This window comes from Haloferula rosea (assembly GCF_016595525.1).
Lineage (GTDB): Bacteria > Verrucomicrobiota > Verrucomicrobiia > Verrucomicrobiales > Akkermansiaceae > Haloferula > Haloferula rosea.
In genome coordinates, this window is record NZ_JAENII010000006.1 from 163,708 (window position 1) to 180,944 (window position 17,237).

At 60.1% G+C, this 17,237-nt stretch carries 9 protein-coding genes; all 9 read right to left on the reverse strand.

Translation table 11 applies throughout. From position 1 onward, the window contains the following. Positions 1–5: 5 nt before the first annotated feature. The 9 genes from JIN81_RS09785 to JIN81_RS09825 all read right to left on the reverse strand — a co-directional run bounded on the left by JIN81_RS09785 (position 6) and on the right by JIN81_RS09825 (position 17,229). The gene (locus JIN81_RS09785; RefSeq protein WP_200278759.1) at positions 6–1,874 is read right to left on the reverse strand and encodes a sulfatase family protein; all 1,869 of its coding nucleotides are present in this window, start codon (positions 1,872–1,874) and stop codon (positions 6–8) included. Then, positions 1,874–5,695, reverse strand: a complete 3,822-nt coding sequence (locus tag JIN81_RS09790) for a sulfatase-like hydrolase/transferase (protein ID WP_200278760.1) — start codon at positions 5,693–5,695, stop codon at positions 1,874–1,876. Before JIN81_RS09790 ends, JIN81_RS09785 begins: the two co-directional genes overlap by 1 nt. Continuing rightward, positions 5,692–6,882 (reverse strand): SGNH/GDSL hydrolase family protein, encoded by a 1,191-nt coding sequence (locus JIN81_RS09795; RefSeq protein WP_200278761.1) that lies wholly within the window; start codon positions 6,880–6,882, stop codon positions 5,692–5,694. The genes JIN81_RS09790 and JIN81_RS09795 overlap by 4 nt, the downstream gene beginning before the upstream one ends. 373 nt (positions 6,883–7,255) lie before the next feature. Further along, on the reverse strand, positions 7,256–10,147 hold the full coding sequence (locus JIN81_RS09800) for a sulfatase-like hydrolase/transferase (RefSeq protein ID WP_200278762.1): 2,892 nt from the start codon (positions 10,145–10,147) through the stop codon (positions 7,256–7,258). A gap of 126 nt (positions 10,148–10,273) precedes the next feature. Next, on the reverse strand, positions 10,274–10,966 hold the full coding sequence (locus JIN81_RS09805) for a PEP-CTERM sorting domain-containing protein (RefSeq protein WP_200278763.1): 693 nt from the start codon (positions 10,964–10,966) through the stop codon (positions 10,274–10,276). A 206-nt stretch (positions 10,967–11,172) separates the two neighbouring features. Further along, entirely contained in the window at positions 11,173–14,424 is a 3,252-nt protein-coding gene (locus tag JIN81_RS09810) for a beta strand repeat-containing protein (protein ID WP_200278764.1), read from the reverse strand. Between the two features lie 216 nt (positions 14,425–14,640). Next, positions 14,641–15,156 carry a hypothetical protein gene (locus JIN81_RS09815; protein WP_200278765.1) on the reverse strand — a complete coding sequence of 172 codons (516 nt, stop codon included), beginning with the start codon at positions 15,154–15,156 and terminating at the stop codon, positions 14,641–14,643. A 28-nt stretch (positions 15,157–15,184) separates the two neighbouring features. Then, positions 15,185–15,937, reverse strand: coding sequence for a type II secretion system protein (locus JIN81_RS09820; protein WP_267907986.1), 753 nt, complete (start codon positions 15,935–15,937; stop codon positions 15,185–15,187). Between the two features lie 107 nt (positions 15,938–16,044). Continuing rightward, positions 16,045–17,229, reverse strand: coding sequence for a XylR family transcriptional regulator (locus JIN81_RS09825; protein ID WP_200278767.1), 1,185 nt, complete (start codon positions 17,227–17,229; stop codon positions 16,045–16,047). Positions 17,230–17,237 lie beyond the last annotated feature (8 nt).

Below are 17,237 nucleotides of genomic sequence, written 5' to 3' on the forward strand. Positions count from 1 at the left end.
AGCCTTCAGCGAGGTCCCGGTTCGAGAATCGGGCGCTGGTCGAGCATGTGCAGGGACATCTCGGCGGAATTCCGGCAGTCCAAATCACGGCTTTTCAGGCTGTGCTCGAGGACCTCGGTGAAATCTGCAGCTTTCTGGCCGAATGACTGGATGCGCTGGAGGGCGTGCAGCCGGAGGCGTGGGTCGAAGGAGCGGGCGAACTTCTCCAGCTCGGCTTTGGCCGCAGGGTCCTGGTCAAAGTGGTAGCGTCCCGCGGCGAACTCGATGCGTGCCGGGGGGTAGGGGAAATCCTCCAGTTTGAATGGATCGCGAGGGTAGCCTTCGACCCGGCCGAGGGCGGTGGCGGCCCAGTAGGTGATGACGGGTGACTCGCTTCTGGCCAGCTTGAGGATTTCCCGATGAACCCCCGGTCGGCTGGCGAGGTCGGCGGCATACAGCCGGTGGCGGAGTTCCTTGGGTTTTGCAGCTTGTCCGGTTTCGTAGGGAGTCGATTTGCGGCTGATCTCGATGAGTTCATACTCAGGGCAGAGCATGATGTCCCGGCTGGTGATGATGTGCTCGAAGAGGGTGGAGCGCAGGTGGGCGACCTTTTCGGCGTGGGCGGGGTCCGCGGCGAGGTTTTCGATCTCCCATGGGTCGCTTTCCAGATCGTAAAGCACCTCATGGGGTTGGTCCTCGAACAAGCGGGTCTGAACCTCATTCAGCTCCCCCTCACGGTGCATGCCACGCAGCTCCTGCGAAATGTCGGAGACATCGAAGTAGCGGACGTACTGAAGTTCGGGTGCCGGGAGAAAGTGCCGGGTGTAGATGAAGCGTCCGTCGGTGATTGACCGGGAGCACCCGGCACTCTCGTCGATGCGGTTCCGCGAGCAGAAAATGTACGGGCGCGTCGCGGACCGATGTTCACCCATGAGAGGACGTCCCGTCATCCATGGGGCCGGCTTCCTGCCGACAAGGCTCAACATGGTGGGGCCGAGGTCATCGAAGCAGATCAACTCATCGCTCGTCGAACCCGGGGGACCCCATGGGTTCAGGTGCTTCCATTTTTCGGGGATGCTGATGATGAATGGAACGCGGTAGCCGAGGGCGATGGGGTTGGCCTTGCCTCGTGGCATGGCCTCGCCGTGGTCGGCGTAGCAGAAGATGATGGTGTCGTCGCTGAGGCCTTCGGATTCCAGTCGCGCGAGAAGATCACCCACTTGCTCGTCGGTCCGGGCGATGCAGTTGTAGACTCGCGCGAAATGGCGTCGGATCTCGGGTGTATCCGGGTAGAAGGGAGGGACGGCGAACGCCTTGTCGGAAACCCGGCGCTCGGGCGAGGTCTTGTTGAAGATGTTCTCCCGATACCAGGCATAGGGCCAGGTCATGGTGCGGGACTGGTGGGTGTCGTTGAAGTTGAACACGCTGAAGAACGGTTGCTCCTTCCCGCGTTTCCACCAGCCGGCCTGTCCGGATGATTCGTTCCACGATTCCTGGATCAACCGTTTGGCATCGGAGGTGGAGTAGTCCGTCTTGTAGTTATTGCTTGTGTAGTAGTTCGCCTCCCGGAGGAAAGTGGGGAATCCCTTGATCCGGTCGGGGATCGGCATGGCACTGCGGTGGTGTCCGGTGCCGAGCACTTCATTGAGCGTGCCGGTGATGATGGTTGATCGGGCGGCCGAGCACACCGGGGCATTGGCGAAGGCACGCGTGAAGCGGATGCCGCGATCCGCGAGTCCGTCGATGTTCGGAGTGCGCGCGGCGGAGTCGCCGTAGCAGCCGATGAAGTGGGGCGAGGTGTCCTCGAGGGTGATCCAGAGGACGTTGGGTGTCTCCTTCGACTCACTCTGCAAGAGGAGTGCTGCTGACAGGCAGGCGAGGATGACGGGTCTCATTACGGCAGGTCGGTGACGATTCGATAGAACCTGCTTGGTGGGGAGAGCGGTCCGATGATGTCCTCGAATTGCACGGGTTCAGCCGTTGCGAGGGGGCCGAACGTTTCGAGTGGGAACCACGAGTTCGCGGTCAATGTCTCGGAAACCTCCAGCTGATAGCGACGTCCCTCCACGCCGAGCCACGCCATGCTGAATGTCCCTGAATCCATCATCGGGACAGGGGCGAAGTAGGACTGGGCGTCGAGCGGGTCGGTGCCTTCGAGGGTTTCCTGAAGATCGTCGCGGCCATCGCCATCCTGATCATTCTCCGGCGACACCAGAGGGACGGGCGGTTCCTCCGCCAGGGTGCTGACGTTGCGGGGGTAGTTGGCATCCAGATTCTCCAGTCCATTCGCCAGTGCCCACGAAAGAACTGCCTGACGATCGGCCTCCGTGCTGATCCGGTTGGTGGTTTCGCCGATGTCTTCGGCGAGGTTGTAGAGTTCCCACGAAGCGTTCGTGTAGTTGTAGAGGAGTTTCCAGTCACCCTGACGAATGGCGGAGTAGGGGGAACCTCCCTGTGGCGACCAGTGGGGGTAGTGGAAGACGAGGGGTTCTTCCCGTTCGAAGGAAGTGCCTTCCAAAAGCGGCGACAGGTCCTGACCGTTGACCTCGTGTCCCTCCGGCACCGGGATTCCGGCCTTGGACAGGATGGTGGGGAAGAGGTCGTGGGAGACGATGGGTTCCGGGTTGATGCCGGGGGCAATGGTGCCGGGCCACCAGAAAACCCAGGGCTCGCGGATTCCACCTTCATAGTTGCCGCCTTTGCCATCGCGGAGCGGGCGGTTCGAAGTGGCACTCAGAAGCCCTCCGTTGTCCGCCGTGAAGACAATCATGGTGTTTTCGGCGATCGAGTCGTCGGTCATAGGGTCGCCATCGGGATCGGCGAGCGTGGCCATGATGGCACCGAGCGAGAGGTCGACGTGTTCGACCATCGCGGCGTAGGTTGGATTCGTCTGCCCCTGCCAGTCCATGCCCGGATTGTTGTCGAGCTTGGCCTGATACTTCGCGACGGTCGCCGCAGGTGCCTGAATCGGAGTGTGGACGGCAAAGTGGGAGAGATACATGACGAAGGCGGTGTCCTCTTCCGCCGCCAGTTGGATCTGCTCGACCGCTTGCTCGGTCAGTACGTCGGTCAGGTAGCTACCGGGTGGGGCGATGTCGGGCCCCATGTTCGGCAGGCCTGAGAAGCCGTTGGCGGAGGCAAAGTAGCGCTCCGGTGCCGGGGGGGTACCGAACTGGTTGCCCCCCACGTTGAATTCGAATCCGTGGTTCAACGGGTTGGCCTCAGCGGAGGTTCCGGCTCCGAGGTGCCACTTGCCGATATGCAGTGCCCGGTAACCGCATTCGCGCAGGACACTGCCGAAGTTCGGCGTGTCGGTGGAGAGTTTCTTGATCCATTCGGCCTCACGTACTGACTTCCCTGCGTCGCCTGCGCCGCTGATCCAGTCGGTCAGCTTGTTGTAGGCGGGGCTCTGGCCGGTCAAGAGGGACCCGCGTGTGGGCGAGCAGACGGGGGTCGAGGCATAGCCGTTCGGGAAGTACATCCCTTCGGCGGCGAGTTGGTTCATGTTCGGGGTTTCGTGGAACACCGAACCGGTGGAGGCGCCGTTCTGTTCCCAGTCGGACCAGCCGAAGTCATCAAGGAAGAAGACAATGACGTTCGGATACGGTTCCGCGCCGACATTGATGATGACCTCATCCGTGGCGTCCAGGTTGGTGCCGTCGGATGCCGTCAGGGTGTAGGTGGTTTTCTCCGTGGGATTCACCACGGTCGAAGTAAGGCCGGTCACGTCGATCATGCCGGGGTTCAGCGTCAGGGTGGTGGCATTCTCGGTGGTCCAACTGAGCGTCACCGCACTGCCGGAGGGCACGCGGTTCTGGGGCGAGGCGGAGAATTGGACAATGGTGGGAACCGGAGGTGCCTCGGCAAGTTCCTGGATCTGGATGCCCGTGAGCGCGCTGTCCCATGCCATGAATTCATCGAGGTAACCGTCGAAACCCAGGGCCGAAGCGGGCGTTGCGCTCGACCCGATGGCGAAGGATGAGTTCGCTGTGTTCAGGGCGACCGAGGTGGCTCCGCCGGCTTCAGGAAGCAGGCGTCGGCCATCGAGGAAGACATCAACGTCGGCGAAGGTCGTGGCATTTTCGCCAACCCTGAGGGCCACGTGATGCCATCCGCCGTCGGTTCCGGCGAAGTCGAAGCCGGTCCCGTAGGTGATGCTGCCTCCCCAGTGCCGGATTCTCAGCCCACCGGCCTCCAGTCCGAAATCGATGGCCTGGCCAGCGGCGTTGTTTCCGTATCCGAACAACTTGTCCTGACCCGCTTCGGCGGCCTGCTTGAACCACATCGAGAAGGTTCTTGGGGAGTTACCCGATGGGACGGTGGAAGCCGGAATGGAAACGATCCCGCCCGGGTCATCCCCTGAGACGAAGCGGAAGCTCTGCTCGAAAAGTCCGGGTTCGTCGGTGACGGGTGCTGTGCCGGAAGGGACGATCGTGGCGTTGTTCCCATTTCCGGATGCATCGCTCACGGTGGTGCCCGAGACCGAACCGGTGTCGAAGGTGTAGTGAACGAGCGGATCCGGTGCAGGCGTGCCCGTGACCCGATACACGAAGGACGTCACGGCGGTCTGGCGGTTCGCTGGCGGCGCGGCGAACGAGAAGTTGAGCGTTTGCCCGTCGGATGCCGCTGGATTGGAGAAGGTGATGCCGTCGCCCACCCCTGCGTCCCATGACATCGTGAGGGTCAGGGTGTTGCTTCCTGAGTTCCAGACGACGGCTCCGCCGCGGGTGATGGTCGCCCCCGGATCCTCGGTGAATCCGCTGATGACGATGTTCCCCGTCGTCCATCGGGTGTTGATTTCGGTCAGGCCCACGCCACCTTCGAATTCGACGGTAAGGGTGTCGTTCAAGTCCCATGCATTCACATTGTTGCCGCCTGCATCGCCGATGAAATTCCCGTTGCCACTGAAATACGTGCTGGTCTGGAAAACGACCAGTCCGTCCGGAGATACGAAGCTCGCCGTAGATCCATCATTGGGGAAGTCCGGTCCGTTGACGGTGATGGTTGATTGGGATGTGGCGTTCGAGAATGTCGTCCAGATGGTGTCGGCGGCGAGTTGATGGCCGGCGAGATTCGGGTGGTTCCCCTGGCTCAGCAGGTTGGCCTCCGGCGTCCCTGAAGCGATCTCCGCAAGCCATGCGGCGGAGACGTCTGCGAGTAGCACGTCCTCGGTGTCAGCGAGATCACGGATCAGGTCGGCACGTTCGGTCAGAGGGTCGCCCGGGTTCGAGAGGTCCTCGCCGGACACGCCGGTGGGGGTGAGGAGGATGACCGGCACGCCGGCGGTCTGAGCTTCATCAATCATCGACTGCCAGGCGGTCTCCACCGCAGGGATTGCCTGCGAGCGATCGTTGATCGCGTAGTCGATGAGGATGAGGTCGGGTTGCTGCGCGAACACGTCGGTGCTGAATCTGGCGGCACCATCGATGCTGTGTTCTCCGCCGATCGAGGTGGTGATGATGTTCACCACGGCATTCGGGTATCTCTGTTTCAGCTGCTGGCCGAAGAGATAGGGATAGGATTCGAATGGCTTCACCTCACCGGCGCGATGATATCCGGACGGCACGCTATGGCCGTGGAAGACAATGTTGATCGTCCGGTTGTCCGGCCAGGCTTTGGAAAGCTCGGCGTCGAGAGCTGAAAGCTCGGCTGCATGCAGTGATCCTGCCGTGAGGGTCAGGCCCAGAAGACCGATGATGAATTGATGTGCTTTCACGGATTGAGAGTCTGGTGGGTGAAGTCGGTGAAGGTGGCCTGATGGATGCGTGCTCCGTTATTGGCGAAGGCAAGGTTCAGGGTTTGCCCCAGGGAGGCATCCGGCGAGGTGAAGGTGACGTGACGCCGCCGATTGTTGTCCCATGGGATGGCCAAGGTCAGAGTCTTGCTTGGGTCGTCCCAGGTGATTGATCCCGGGAGATTGTTGACGGTTCCAATCCGTGCACCCGGGTCGGACAGGAAGCCGGTGATGGTGATGGTGGCCTCCGTGTATCGCAGGGCGAAACCGGTCAGGCGTGTGTTGGTGCCCAGCGCGATCTGCAGAGTCTCCGATCCATCGAAGGCCTCCACGCGATTGGCGGTTCCGCCGCTGTCGCCGAGGAAGTCACCCTGACCACTGAAGTTGTTGGTGGCGGTGAATGTCACCTCGGAGTCCGGGGTGGTGAAAGTGCCCACGGTCTTGTCACGGACGAAGTCCACGGCTGGGGTGGTCACCGTCGAGGTCGCCTCACTGAATGTTTCGAACAAGCGGTCGGCGGCGAGCTGGTGGCCCACCAGATTCGGATGATTGCCTTGACTGAGCAGGTCTCCCTGTGGCGTTCCTCCCTGGATGGCTGCCAGCCAATCCGTTGAAACGTCAGCGACTGGCACACCCTCGGAGCTTGCGATATTCCGGATGAGTTGAGCCCGTTCGGTCAGTGGATCCGCCGGGTTGGTGAAGTCGGCATTGGTGGCTCCGGTCGGTGTGATCAGGATGACCGGGACATTTGCTGCCTGGGCCGCGTCCACCATCGACCGCCAGGCGGTTTCGACCGACGCGAGGGGTTGGGGGCGGTCGTTCAGTGCGTAGTCGATGAAGATGAGATCAGGATTCCGGGTCAGGACGTCGTTGTTGAAGCGTGCTGCTCCAGCGATGCTGTTTTCACCACCGATCGAAGTCGTGATCACGTTGATCACCGCATAGGGGTATCTCTTGGCAAGCTGAGTCCGGAAGAGGTGGGGGTAGGACTCGTAGGGTTTGACCAAGGGCGTGAGGTGGTAGCCCGCCGGGACACTGTGGCCATGGAAGATGACGTTGATGGTCCGGTTGTCCGGCCAGGGTTTCTGCAACTCCGAATCAAGATCGGGGAAAGTGCCGGCTGATGACGTCGCGACAGCAATGCTGGCGATGAGAAGTTTACGAATCATATCCATGGGTATTTTGAGTCTGCACGTTCCGATCATCCGATTCAGTAGGCGAACGATACGGGTGGAGGAAGGGGGCGGCAAGTTGCTCAAATGTAGAAAATCATAGCCTGTAATCCTCTTCGCTGACATAACGGAGCTACTCTTGTGTGCCAGATCATTGCTTTCGGAGCAAATGGTGAGGAATGGGGGAAGCGGGCGAGGTCGTCGCCACCGAGAGCCAGGCCTCGGCGGGTCATGGGAGTCGTAGATGTTCCCTCATCAGCGATTGTGGTTTGACGGACGAGATCAAGATCAGGTCAGCCGCCGGACTGACAAGGATGACGAGCCGGTCTTGGTGGTCGCCCCCATGCGCGATCTCGAGTGCACTCGTGATTCAGTTTTGAATCTCAAGGCGAAGGAAGCGGGGAGACGGTTGCACGAGGTCGATCGTGACCCGTTCCCAATCGGAGTTGATGGATTCGACGTTTCCGCTGGCCCCGAGTGGTAGCCAGGTATCGAGGTCTTGCGAATCCTGCACCTGATAGGTGACACGTGGATCAGATGAGCTGGTTCGGCGGACGAACTGGTATTTCAAGTTGAGGTCCGTCGGATCCTGAAAGATCGTGGGTAGCCCTCGGTTTCCATCTGGCACCATGAAATGCGGACTCACCGGATTGAGGAGGTCCCCGTCGTTGGGAGACAGATTGAAGGCGTAGCGGACCAAATTGGGGATGCCGTCATTGGACGGGTTGGCGAAGTCGTCGGCTCCGGTCTTGTCGAGCCCGTGGATGGATCGGAACTCAGCGAGAGGGTGGTTGAACTCCTCGTCGAACCAGTAGAAAACCTGCTGGCGGTAGGCCCGGGTCGCATACGTTTCGTTGTTCATCGTGGAAGTCAGGGCGAAGTAGCTTTGATCGAGATACGGAAGACTGCTGATCGCCTCGCCCGCGAAATGGATCTCCCTTTCCAAGGAACGATCGACGACTCCCCCGTTCACGACACCCGTCTGCTGGGTAAAGCCGAACAAGGCGTCGACCGAGTTGCCTCGAAGAGGTTCCGTGGCATGTCTCGCCAAGGCCTGACGTGCACTCACCTGGACCCAGTGGTCGGAGTCACCAGCCGCTGTGAGCAATGCCGGTTGGTGATTGCGAACGGCGTCCCGACCGTGGTAGCCGAGTCCGCGTGCTGCCCACATCCGCACGGTTGCATCGGCGTGCGTCAATCGGCTCGCCAATACCGCCACATCCGCCGGGTCCGAGGAAGATGCCCTCCATGCGGTATCCACGAGGTCGTCGTAGGGGACGTGCGTGTTGTTCGCCAGCACGTCCCAAGACCGCAGGCCGGTCGCATCGACCAGGTCATAGAGGCGTCCTTCCGGAACCAATCCGCCGTCACGCACGTCGTTTTGCAGGTCTGAAAGGTAGCCTCGCATGGTCTGGGCGACGCTGGTGTAGGCGGGGTCGTTGATGAGATTGATGGTTTCATCCGGGTCCGTTTGCAGATCATAGAGTTGCTCGCCACCGCTGTTGATGAAGAAATGAGCCTCGCGCGGGCTCAAGCCGCCTTGGAGGAAGGCCAGCAGCCATTCGCCGGCGCCCAGGGTGGCGTAGGTCGGGGTCGTCGCGTCATTGCCGACGGTGTAGGCGGACCAGCTCCCGTGCGGCGTATCGGCTTGGAAGTTCCGGATGTAAACGTAGCGACCGTCGGTGACCGAGCGGGTGTTGGCGATCCGGGTGTCGTGGCGGCAGACGTAGCCGAACAGGGCCGGAGGTTCAGCTTGTCGGCGGGTTCCGGCGAAAGCGCGCCCATCCATCCATCCAGGAGGATCGATGTCGAGCAGACTGAGCAGGGTCGGTGCGAAATCGACGAAGGACACCAGCTCATCGGTCGTCGCATCCGCCGTATATCCGTTTGGAGCGAGGTGGGCATATTTTGCCGGGACCCGCATGATCAGCGGAACCTGCTGGCCGCGGTTCCCGACAAAGCGCTTGTACCCGGGAACGCACGACCCGTGGTCCGAATAGAAGAAAACAATCGTATCGTCTGCCAGCCCGTCCGCCTCGAGTTGATCGAGGATCGCCCCGACCTGGCCGTCCATGTGGGTGATGGTGTCGTGGTGCCTGGCCCATGACTCGCGCAGCTTCGGCAGGTCAGGGTGGCAATCCGGCAGCACGATGTTGGCGGGGTCGTGGACCTGGGGAATGTAGGAGTACGTGCCTCCCACCGGCCGGATCCTTGACTCGTGGGTGTCATCGAAATTGAAGACCGCCATGAAGGGCTGCCCGTTCGGTCGGTTGCGCCAGTGCGCCGTGCCCGAGGAGTCGTTCCAGCCTCTGCGCCATTCCTCTCCGGAGGGAGGCTGGATGTTGTAGTCCTCCTTCGAACGGTTGGTGGTGTAGTAACCCGCCTCCTGGAGCAGGCGCGGGTAGAAGCGCATGAAGCCGGGCATCGAGAGTTCCTCGGTGGAGCGGTGCATGGTGCCGCCGGTGCGGACAGCGTGGGTTCCTGAAATCAGGGTGGTCCGTGCCACCGAGCAGATCGGTGCGTTCGACCAGCACATGTCAAAGCGCAGGCTCTCCCCAGCCAGCGCATCGATTCGCGGTGTGATGGCGTTCGGATCGCCGTAGCAGCCGAGGGTCGGCGACATGTCCTCGGCCACCAGCCAAAGGATGTTCGGGCGGTCAGGCAGGGTTCCATTGGCTTCAATGGTGACTTGGTCAATGGTGGAACGGCCATTGCCGGACTCAAGGTTGCGGAAGAAGACGACGATGTTTCCGAGTCCGGACACATCCTGGCCAGTTGTGAAGGAATAGCTCACGACCTCGACCATGGTTTGGGGAGGAAAAATCGAGGTGTCCGTGATCTGACCTCCGGTTTGATCGGGTGCGAGAGCTGGCTCAGTCGCCGGGGAGGCGGGGACGCCACCCCAAAGCCCGAATTCGATCTCTCCACCCGCCTGGTAGGCTGAGTTCTGGCGCGAGCCGGCATAGAACCTCAGCGTGTAGGTCGTGTTCGGCGAGTATGGGGTGCCGGTGTCCCGGTAGAGCCAGGAGTTCGAGGGATCGGGGTTCAGCGAGATGGCGCGCGCCCCGAGTGGCGTACTGGCGCGGTTCAGAATGCCACCTCCCGCGGCATAGTTCTCGACGTAGGCTGCCGTTCCCCGAACCCAAGGCCCGGCAGGACTGGAATCGGTGAAGATCGATGCCCCTTCGAAATCATCCTCGACCAGCGCACCAACTGCGAGATTTGTCAGCGGAATCAAGAATGCGAGAAGGTGGGTTTTCATGAGGTGGTGCGATGTTGATGTCGCCGAGGAGATGGCTGCTGGCAAAAAAAATCCGGCTTTTGTCCCATCCATGACGGGAGACAAAAGCCGGGATTGAATGAAGTCTCGTGGTGTTACGGTTGTCGCTCAACCTCGGCGGCGGCGCATCAGGGCGAGGCCTCCGAGTGAAAGCAAAGCAAGTGCGCTTGGTTCCGGCACAACATCGTAGCTGATACTAGTGATGGCGAGTTGAGCTCCGTGCTGGGTCGTATCCGTCACGGTCAGAAGCAGCGTTTGTCCCGCACTGGCGAAGAGGTTGGAGAGATTGAGGATTCCATCGGCACCACCGAAGTCAGCCCCAGTCAGGTCAAGTTGCAGTGTACCGGTGCCGCTATCGTATGAAACCGTGCTGGTGGTGATCGCTCCGCTTAGAGTCGCTCCCGGATCGGCGACGAAACCCGTAATGAAGACACCATCGTTGGGGCCGGGTCCGTCTGCCCGCGAGAAATCCCAAGTCATCTGGCTGAATCCAATGGTCGGAGCGAAGATGAACTGAAGCTGTTGCTCATTCCCATTGTTTGGATTGGTATCCACATCATTGAAAGCATTTGCGTTGTTCGCGATCGTTCCGGCAGGGGTCGGCGCATCATCAATGCCCAAGCGGAGGGCGTTATCGTTGAAGGTTGATGGGGAGCCAGCTTCGAGAGGGTTCAGGGTGATGTTGCCATCCGTGAACGTGCTCCTAGAAGTGTCACCTCCATTGATGGTGGCCGGAGTGAGTAGCGTGGCTGCCGAGGATGCTCCCGTGAGGAGACAAAGGAAAATGAGCTGTTTTTTCATAGGACAGGGGGTTTTTGAATCTAGACGATGCGGCCAATCTCAATACTCAGTCTGAGAGTTTCCGGCTTGCTTTGAAAATAGACGGTTTCGGTAACTGCATGGTCTGAATCCGTGAAGACGTGGCTCGCAATCTGAGGCTTCCGGATAAGAGAAACCCGCTGCCCTTGTCGTGGGCAGCGGGTATGGGGAAACGGGTCGTTTCGCAATTACTGTTCGCTCACCCGGTAAAAGGCCTTTCCGGTAGGGGCGGAAGGGTCGGTTACCTGGGTAGTGCCGGGGCTTAGAACGAGTGGGCTGCCCACCTGCACCCAGTCGTTGTTCAGCGTGAGGCTGCGCTCAAGGATGTATGTGCCTGCGGTGTCCGTGGTGAAATCAGCTGTGAAGACTGACCCCGTGAGGGCTGGATTGGCCAGGCTGACCACGGCTCCACCTGTTGCACCCGTGTTGATGACCTGGACGCCGTAGATGCCCATTGAGTTCTGCAGCGCTCCGGTGGTCACCGTCACGTTGAAGTCGGTGCCGGTCTGCCCACTGAAAACCGCATAGTTGGCCTGCGGGAATCCACTACCAGTATCAGTGGTCTGTGTGTAAACCCCCGGGAATCCAGTATTGGAATCAGTAGTGAACGAGTAGGTCGTCACGCCGTCGGTCAAGGTGCCGGTGCGGCCATCGCTATCGGATCCAAAATACACGTAGACGTCATAGCTGGTGTAGGGAATCCCGGTGAGGGAGACACTGGAGTCGTTGTTTCCTGAAGCGTTGTTCCCGTAGATGAAGGAGTTGAACAGGCGACCGTAAGGGGTGCGGGCATCCGTTACCGACGAGTAGGCTCCGGCGCCCGCGGTGAAGGTGAGCCCGACTCCGCTGATATCGTCTCCGATGATATTGCCCGATGAATCCACAAGCTCCTCATTGCTCGGAGTTGCGATTTTGAGAATGTCGCCGCTTGCATCCGTCGCATTGTTCGCGAGATCGATCGTGCGGTTCCAATTCTTCATTTCGATACCCGGAGCACCGGCATAAACGCCGGGGCCAAACTCAGTAAGAGCGGCTGCCCCTGCGGCACCCCCAACACCTGCTACTGCATTGAAGGCGATGCCAAACCCATCCGGATTCGGGCCTCCGGGAGCTTCCGGATCATAGAGATCGGAGCCAAGCTCCACCCATTCGTAGTCATCCCGGTAGCCATCGTTGTCCGCATCCCCGTTGCTGAATACGATCGGATCGGTGCCAGCTTCCACTCCTGCGACGAAGTTTCCGCTATTGGTCTCGGCACCATCAAGGATTCCATCACTGTCGAAGTCGGCAATGCGGGGGTCCGTACCGGTATCCGTAATGGAAACAAAGATGCCTGTATCCGTTTCGTATTGGTCGAGATAGCCATCATTGTCGGTATCATCCGATGTCGGGTTGGTTCCGGCATTGTGTTCGTCAATGTTTGAGATGGTGTCGCTATCAAAGTCCGCGCCGGGTGCCTGCAGCGGGTCCGTGGTGCCGTCATCATTCGGATCAAGGCCGACCGAGATCTCGTAGTTGTCGCCCATGCCGTCTCCATCCGAGTCCAAGTCTTCGACGATCTGGATGGCGGCGATGCCGATGTTGTCGAGAGTGCGGACAAGGTCCAGCGTGACAACGTCCGAGGTGAGGCCGCGGAAGACGAGGTGGGTGGCCCGAGGGAAGTTCTCGAAGTCACCGCTGCTCGCGGTGGTTTGATCGGCAGACAGATAGTAGGTGGGTTCGGTGCCATTGGCGAGGAGCGCAGGTGTCCGAACCGCGAACTCTTTACCCGAAGCGAGCTCGAGAAGGGTGCCCCTCTGGTTGCCGTTGAAGCCGAGCGGGTAGATGACGACATCATAGCGGCTGTAGGGAATGTCGGTCACGTCGATCTCGACCGTGTCGTTGACGGCATCGGCAAAGAGATAGGCGGAGTAGAGTCCACCGTAGGGTTGTTCGCTATTGTTTGGCACGCTGAACACGCCAGCCATGCCAATGGTGAATCCAGCGGTGGTGCTGTTTCCGTTGCTGTCTACCAGAACCCCAGTAGAAGGTGTCGCCACGTCAAGGTCCGTGGTGCTGGTTGCATTGCCAGCGAGTGCAATGGTGCTGTTCCAGTTCTTCTGGGAGTAGCCAGGAGCTCCGGCGAGCATGAGAGGTCCAAGCGTCGTGTTTGGATTCTGGCCATTGGTCGTATTGAAGGTGATGCCGATCGCATTGCGGTTGTCATCCACTCCAGGCGAGCTTGCGGCATCGTTCGGCAAGGTGGCTGGGTCCGCATCGTTGACCTCATAGCCGTCCGAGTAGCCGTCACCGTCGGTATCCGCCAGGAGTGGGTTGGTGGAATTGACAACTTCCTCCCCATCGGTGAGCCCATCATCGTCGGTGTCGGGATCGAGGGGATTCGTATTGTCGGTCCATTCCTGGAAATTGTTGCGGCCATCGGGCGCTGGAGTGCCAGCCAAGGTGCCTTCCTGTGTATCGACGTCGTCGGTCTCATCGTAGAGTAGGAAGTCGCCGAAGTTGTCGACCTCCCATTGGTTGTCGATGCCGTCGCCGTCGTCGATTGCGCTGACCGCAACGGTGGCAACGGCATCGCTACCGACGCCATTGCTTACAGTGATTCGGTAGTCCCCATCCGCTGCAGGTCCTGCCACGAAAGTGACCGATTCCGTGGTGCTCACGGTTACAAAGCCACCGCCGTCATCGTATTCCCAGAGATAGGTCGGTCCGGGAGCGGTGCCGGCTTCCAAAGCTGCCGTAAGGGTGGTTGAAACACCAATGCCGGGTGCCAGCGTGGCTGGCAGCGGAGGATCAAGCACTGGAGCCTTGGTCGGCACTGCGTCTTCATAAGAGATGCCGGTTATCGGGAGTTGCGCACCGGCTTGCGTACTGTCGTTGACCGTCAAAAGCAGGGTCGCGCCCGTGCTTGCTGCAGGGTTGGCAAGAGTGAGAACCCCGTCAGTTCCGGTAAAGCCCGCGCTGCTGATGTCGAATCTGAGGGTTCCCGCGCTGTAGCTCAGGCCGCTCGTGCCGGGGCCTGTCAATGTGGCCAGCGGATCCGAGGTGAAACCGGAAATCCGCACGCCGTCGGTCGCCAGCGGACCATCGGCACGGGCGAAGTCCCAGCTCAAGCGGGTAAGCCCTGAATTTGGTGAGAAGACGAACTCAAGTTGCTCATCATTGGCGTTTCCAGCTGTGGTGTCCGGGTCGTTGAGGGCGTTCGCATTCGTTCCGAAATCGTCGATGCCGAGTCGGTCGGCGTTCGCGTTGAATGTGGCGGGAACACCATTCTGGAGTGGAGTGAGGAGGATGTCTCCGTTGTCGAACTCGATGGTGGCGGAATCCAAGCCATTGATGCCGCCCGGCGTCAGGGCAACTTCAGCGGCATGGGCAAGCGGGATGGCAAGAAGCAGCGTGAGACACGTGGATCTCCCATTCGGGGTTATTGTTGGTTTTTTCATTGGAATCAGCTGGTGGAACTGAAGGCCCCCACTCGAGAGCAGGAGTCTCAGGGTATTGAGAAAAATGCATCCAAGGTGTGATGGTTGGCTATGGCCCAATCATCCAATACTCTTGTCCAAATGCCCAATTTTTGGGGCGGGAATGCGCAATTTGCCATCAATGGCCTTCGCAATTTCGATGGGGGTGGCGGAAGTCCCCATCGGAGTGACGGCCAGTCACTCCCCAAGTTGATCGAGGGCCTTCTTGTAGGCCTTGTCGAAGTCGCGCTCGGTGGAATCCCCGTGCCAGAGCATGGTCCCATCAGGGAGGAAAATCGCGGCGTGCGGCATGCCGCCGATGCTGGCCGGCAGGAAGCCGTTCTTGCGGATGATGATTTCCGCACGCGCCTTTTCCACCGCATCAGCGATCTGCTGATCGGGGACATCGCGTTGGCGATGGATGGCGATGATGACGACCTTCAGCTCATCGCGCTCAATCTTTTTGGCCAGACGTCCGAGGTCCTTGATGCGTTGGACGCACGCAGGGGTCTTGACTCCGAACTCTTCCACGACCACGACCTTGCCCTTGAGACTGGAGGCGTCGAACTTTTCAGTCTTCTCCTTGTCACCGACTGCCAGGGCTTCGCCCCAGTTGACCATGTTGATCTTGTAGTCCGCGACGTTCTCCTTCTCTGCGAAGCCTGGGAGAAGTGAAATCAGAAAGATGGCGGCAATGGAGAGCTGCTTAGTCATCAGGTGTTGATTCTAGATCACGTCATTCCTAATAGGAAATTGCGAAATGCTTGTTCTTCAGATCCTCCGGGCGGAGTGCGTCGACATGACCGTCTGCAAAGAAGAAGTGTCCTCGGCCATTGCTCCGGAAGGCGGGAAGGCCCTTGCCTCCATCCTGAGTCATCTCGACGATGTTTCCGGGCAGGCTCACCGGTGTGTTTCCACGGGCTTCGTTCGAGACGGGTGGGGTGCCCGAGTTACCGGTGGCCTGACCACGGAGCCCCCACCAAACGACCATCGAGAAGCCGTAGGGCGCTTCGTCGTTTCTCGGCAGGGCATCACCCAGTAGAATCTGGTTGGCCGGGCGCCGGAGGCGGGCTGGTGTGACGCGGTAGAACAAGCCGTTCACCCCTTCCTGAGGGAAAATGATGGGGTTCACCGAGTAGTTGCTGATGGCGGTTCCAGCGAGGCCGGGATCGATGTTCTTCGCGATCTGTGGCGAAAGCAGGATGTCATCCTGGTTGATCGAGTCGCCATGCATCTGGTCGATCACCAAATCCGCCCATGACTGGCCTTTGGCAAAACTCCATCCGGGTGGAAAGGCTCCGTTGTCCTGAGACAGCATGCTGACCATGCTGCCCAGGTTGCGGACGTTTCCGAGGTTTGAGGCTGCCTTCGCCCGGTCCATCGCCTTGCCGGAGATGACAAATACCAAGGAGGCCAGTGTCGCAACGATCACGATGGTGACCATCAGTTCCACGAGGGTGAAACCATGGGCTGGGCGAGAACCTGCACTTTTCATTATCACACAGCATTCCAGCTTTCTCCCGAGTTGCCATAGTCCACAATGGTGAAGCGCTTGCCTGAAGTTCCCGGGTCAATCCTGAAGATCACGCGGGCTGGCCGGTGTCATTTGTCGCGGGCGTGCGCAGCTCTGAAGGCGCCCGGGGTGACTCCCTCCGCCTGTTTGAACATCCGGCAGAAGTGGGAAGCGGTCGCGAAGCCACAGGCATTCGCGACCTGCTGGAGCGTCATGTTGGTTTCCCTGAGGAGGATCAGGGAGCGAGCCAGGCGGGAGCGGGTGATCTCATCCTTGATACTGCGTCCGAGGTAGCTGCGGAAGCGGTTCTCAAGGGTCGACCTTGAACGGCCGACCTGTTGGATGACGTTCCTGGCATCGATGCCTTCATGCGCATGGTTTCGGATGTATCTCAATGCCGTGACGAAGATCTCGTCGTCCGATGCGATGGTATCGGTGGAGGCGCGCTCGGTGATGTGAAGTGGAGGCACGAGGAGGCTTTGATAAGGGAGGGTTCGTCCTTCCATCAACAAGTGAAGCCAGTGGGCCGCGGTGTAACCCAAAGTACGGGTGTCCGGATGGATACTGGTCAAGCGCGGGTTGGTCAGCTCGCAGAGCAGTTCGTCGTCGTCGACTCCCATGACGGCGAGTTCTTCCGGGACTCGTCTGCCGATCCGCATGGCAACCTTGAGGAGTTGCTGGGCGCGCACGTCATTGCAGGCAAGAATGGCCGTACTTTCGGGAAGGGCCTTGACCCAGGCTTCGAGCTCTTTCGAGCCATCCGGGTGGAGGGCTTCGCGGCGCGCTACGTCGTGGGAACTCCAGCTGTGTGGCGGTTCGTAGAGGATGACTTCGGATCCGAGCCGGCGGATGGCCTTCTGGAACGATTGGCTACGGCCATCGGAAAACCAAAGCCCGGGGAATCCGCAGAATGCGAAGTTCGAGAAGGTGGCATTGACGAAGAAGCGGGCGGCCATGTCGGCGACTGCATCCGGGTCCGTATCCAGGAAGGGGATCCTCGGGTGCTGGACCTGGCCGTAGATGTCGATGACCGGGCAAGGGGCATCGGCGAGGAGGTCGGCGAGTTCGGGGTCGGCGAGGCGGCACAGGATGCCGTCTCCGTCCCAGGTCTCGAGCCACTCTGGAATGCCGCCGCGCAGGTCGCGTTCCTCGATGAGGAAATTCCACTCCCCATGGCCTCGGGCATACTCGGCGATGCCAAGACACAGATCCCGGCCATAGGCTCGGGACGTCTCGATCAGCAGTGCGACGGTGGGTTTGTGGGGTGTGCTCATCGAACGAG

Bases quoted from the DNA above. Each gene is read 5' to 3' on its own strand.
- JIN81_RS09785 (WP_200278759.1), bottom strand. From the start codon at position 1,874: ATGAGACCCGTCATCCTCGCCTGCCTGTCAGCAGCACTCCTCTTGCAG.
- JIN81_RS09795 (WP_200278761.1), bottom strand. From the start codon at position 6,882: ATGATTCGTAAACTTCTCATCGCCAGCATTGCTGTCGCGACGTCATCA.
- JIN81_RS09800 (WP_200278762.1), bottom strand. From the start codon at position 10,147: ATGAAAACCCACCTTCTCGCATTCTTGATTCCGCTGACAAATCTCGCA.
- JIN81_RS09805 (WP_200278763.1), bottom strand. From the start codon at position 10,966: ATGAAAAAACAGCTCATTTTCCTTTGTCTCCTCACGGGAGCATCCTCG.
- JIN81_RS09810 (WP_200278764.1), bottom strand. From the start codon at position 14,424: ATGAAAAAACCAACAATAACCCCGAATGGGAGATCCACGTGTCTCACG.
- JIN81_RS09815 (WP_200278765.1), bottom strand. From the start codon at position 15,156: ATGACTAAGCAGCTCTCCATTGCCGCCATCTTTCTGATTTCACTTCTC.
- JIN81_RS09820 (WP_267907986.1), bottom strand. From the start codon at position 15,937: ATGAAAAGTGCAGGTTCTCGCCCAGCCCATGGTTTCACCCTCGTGGAA.
- JIN81_RS09825 (WP_200278767.1), bottom strand. From the start codon at position 17,229: ATGAGCACACCCCACAAACCCACCGTCGCACTGCTGATCGAGACGTCC.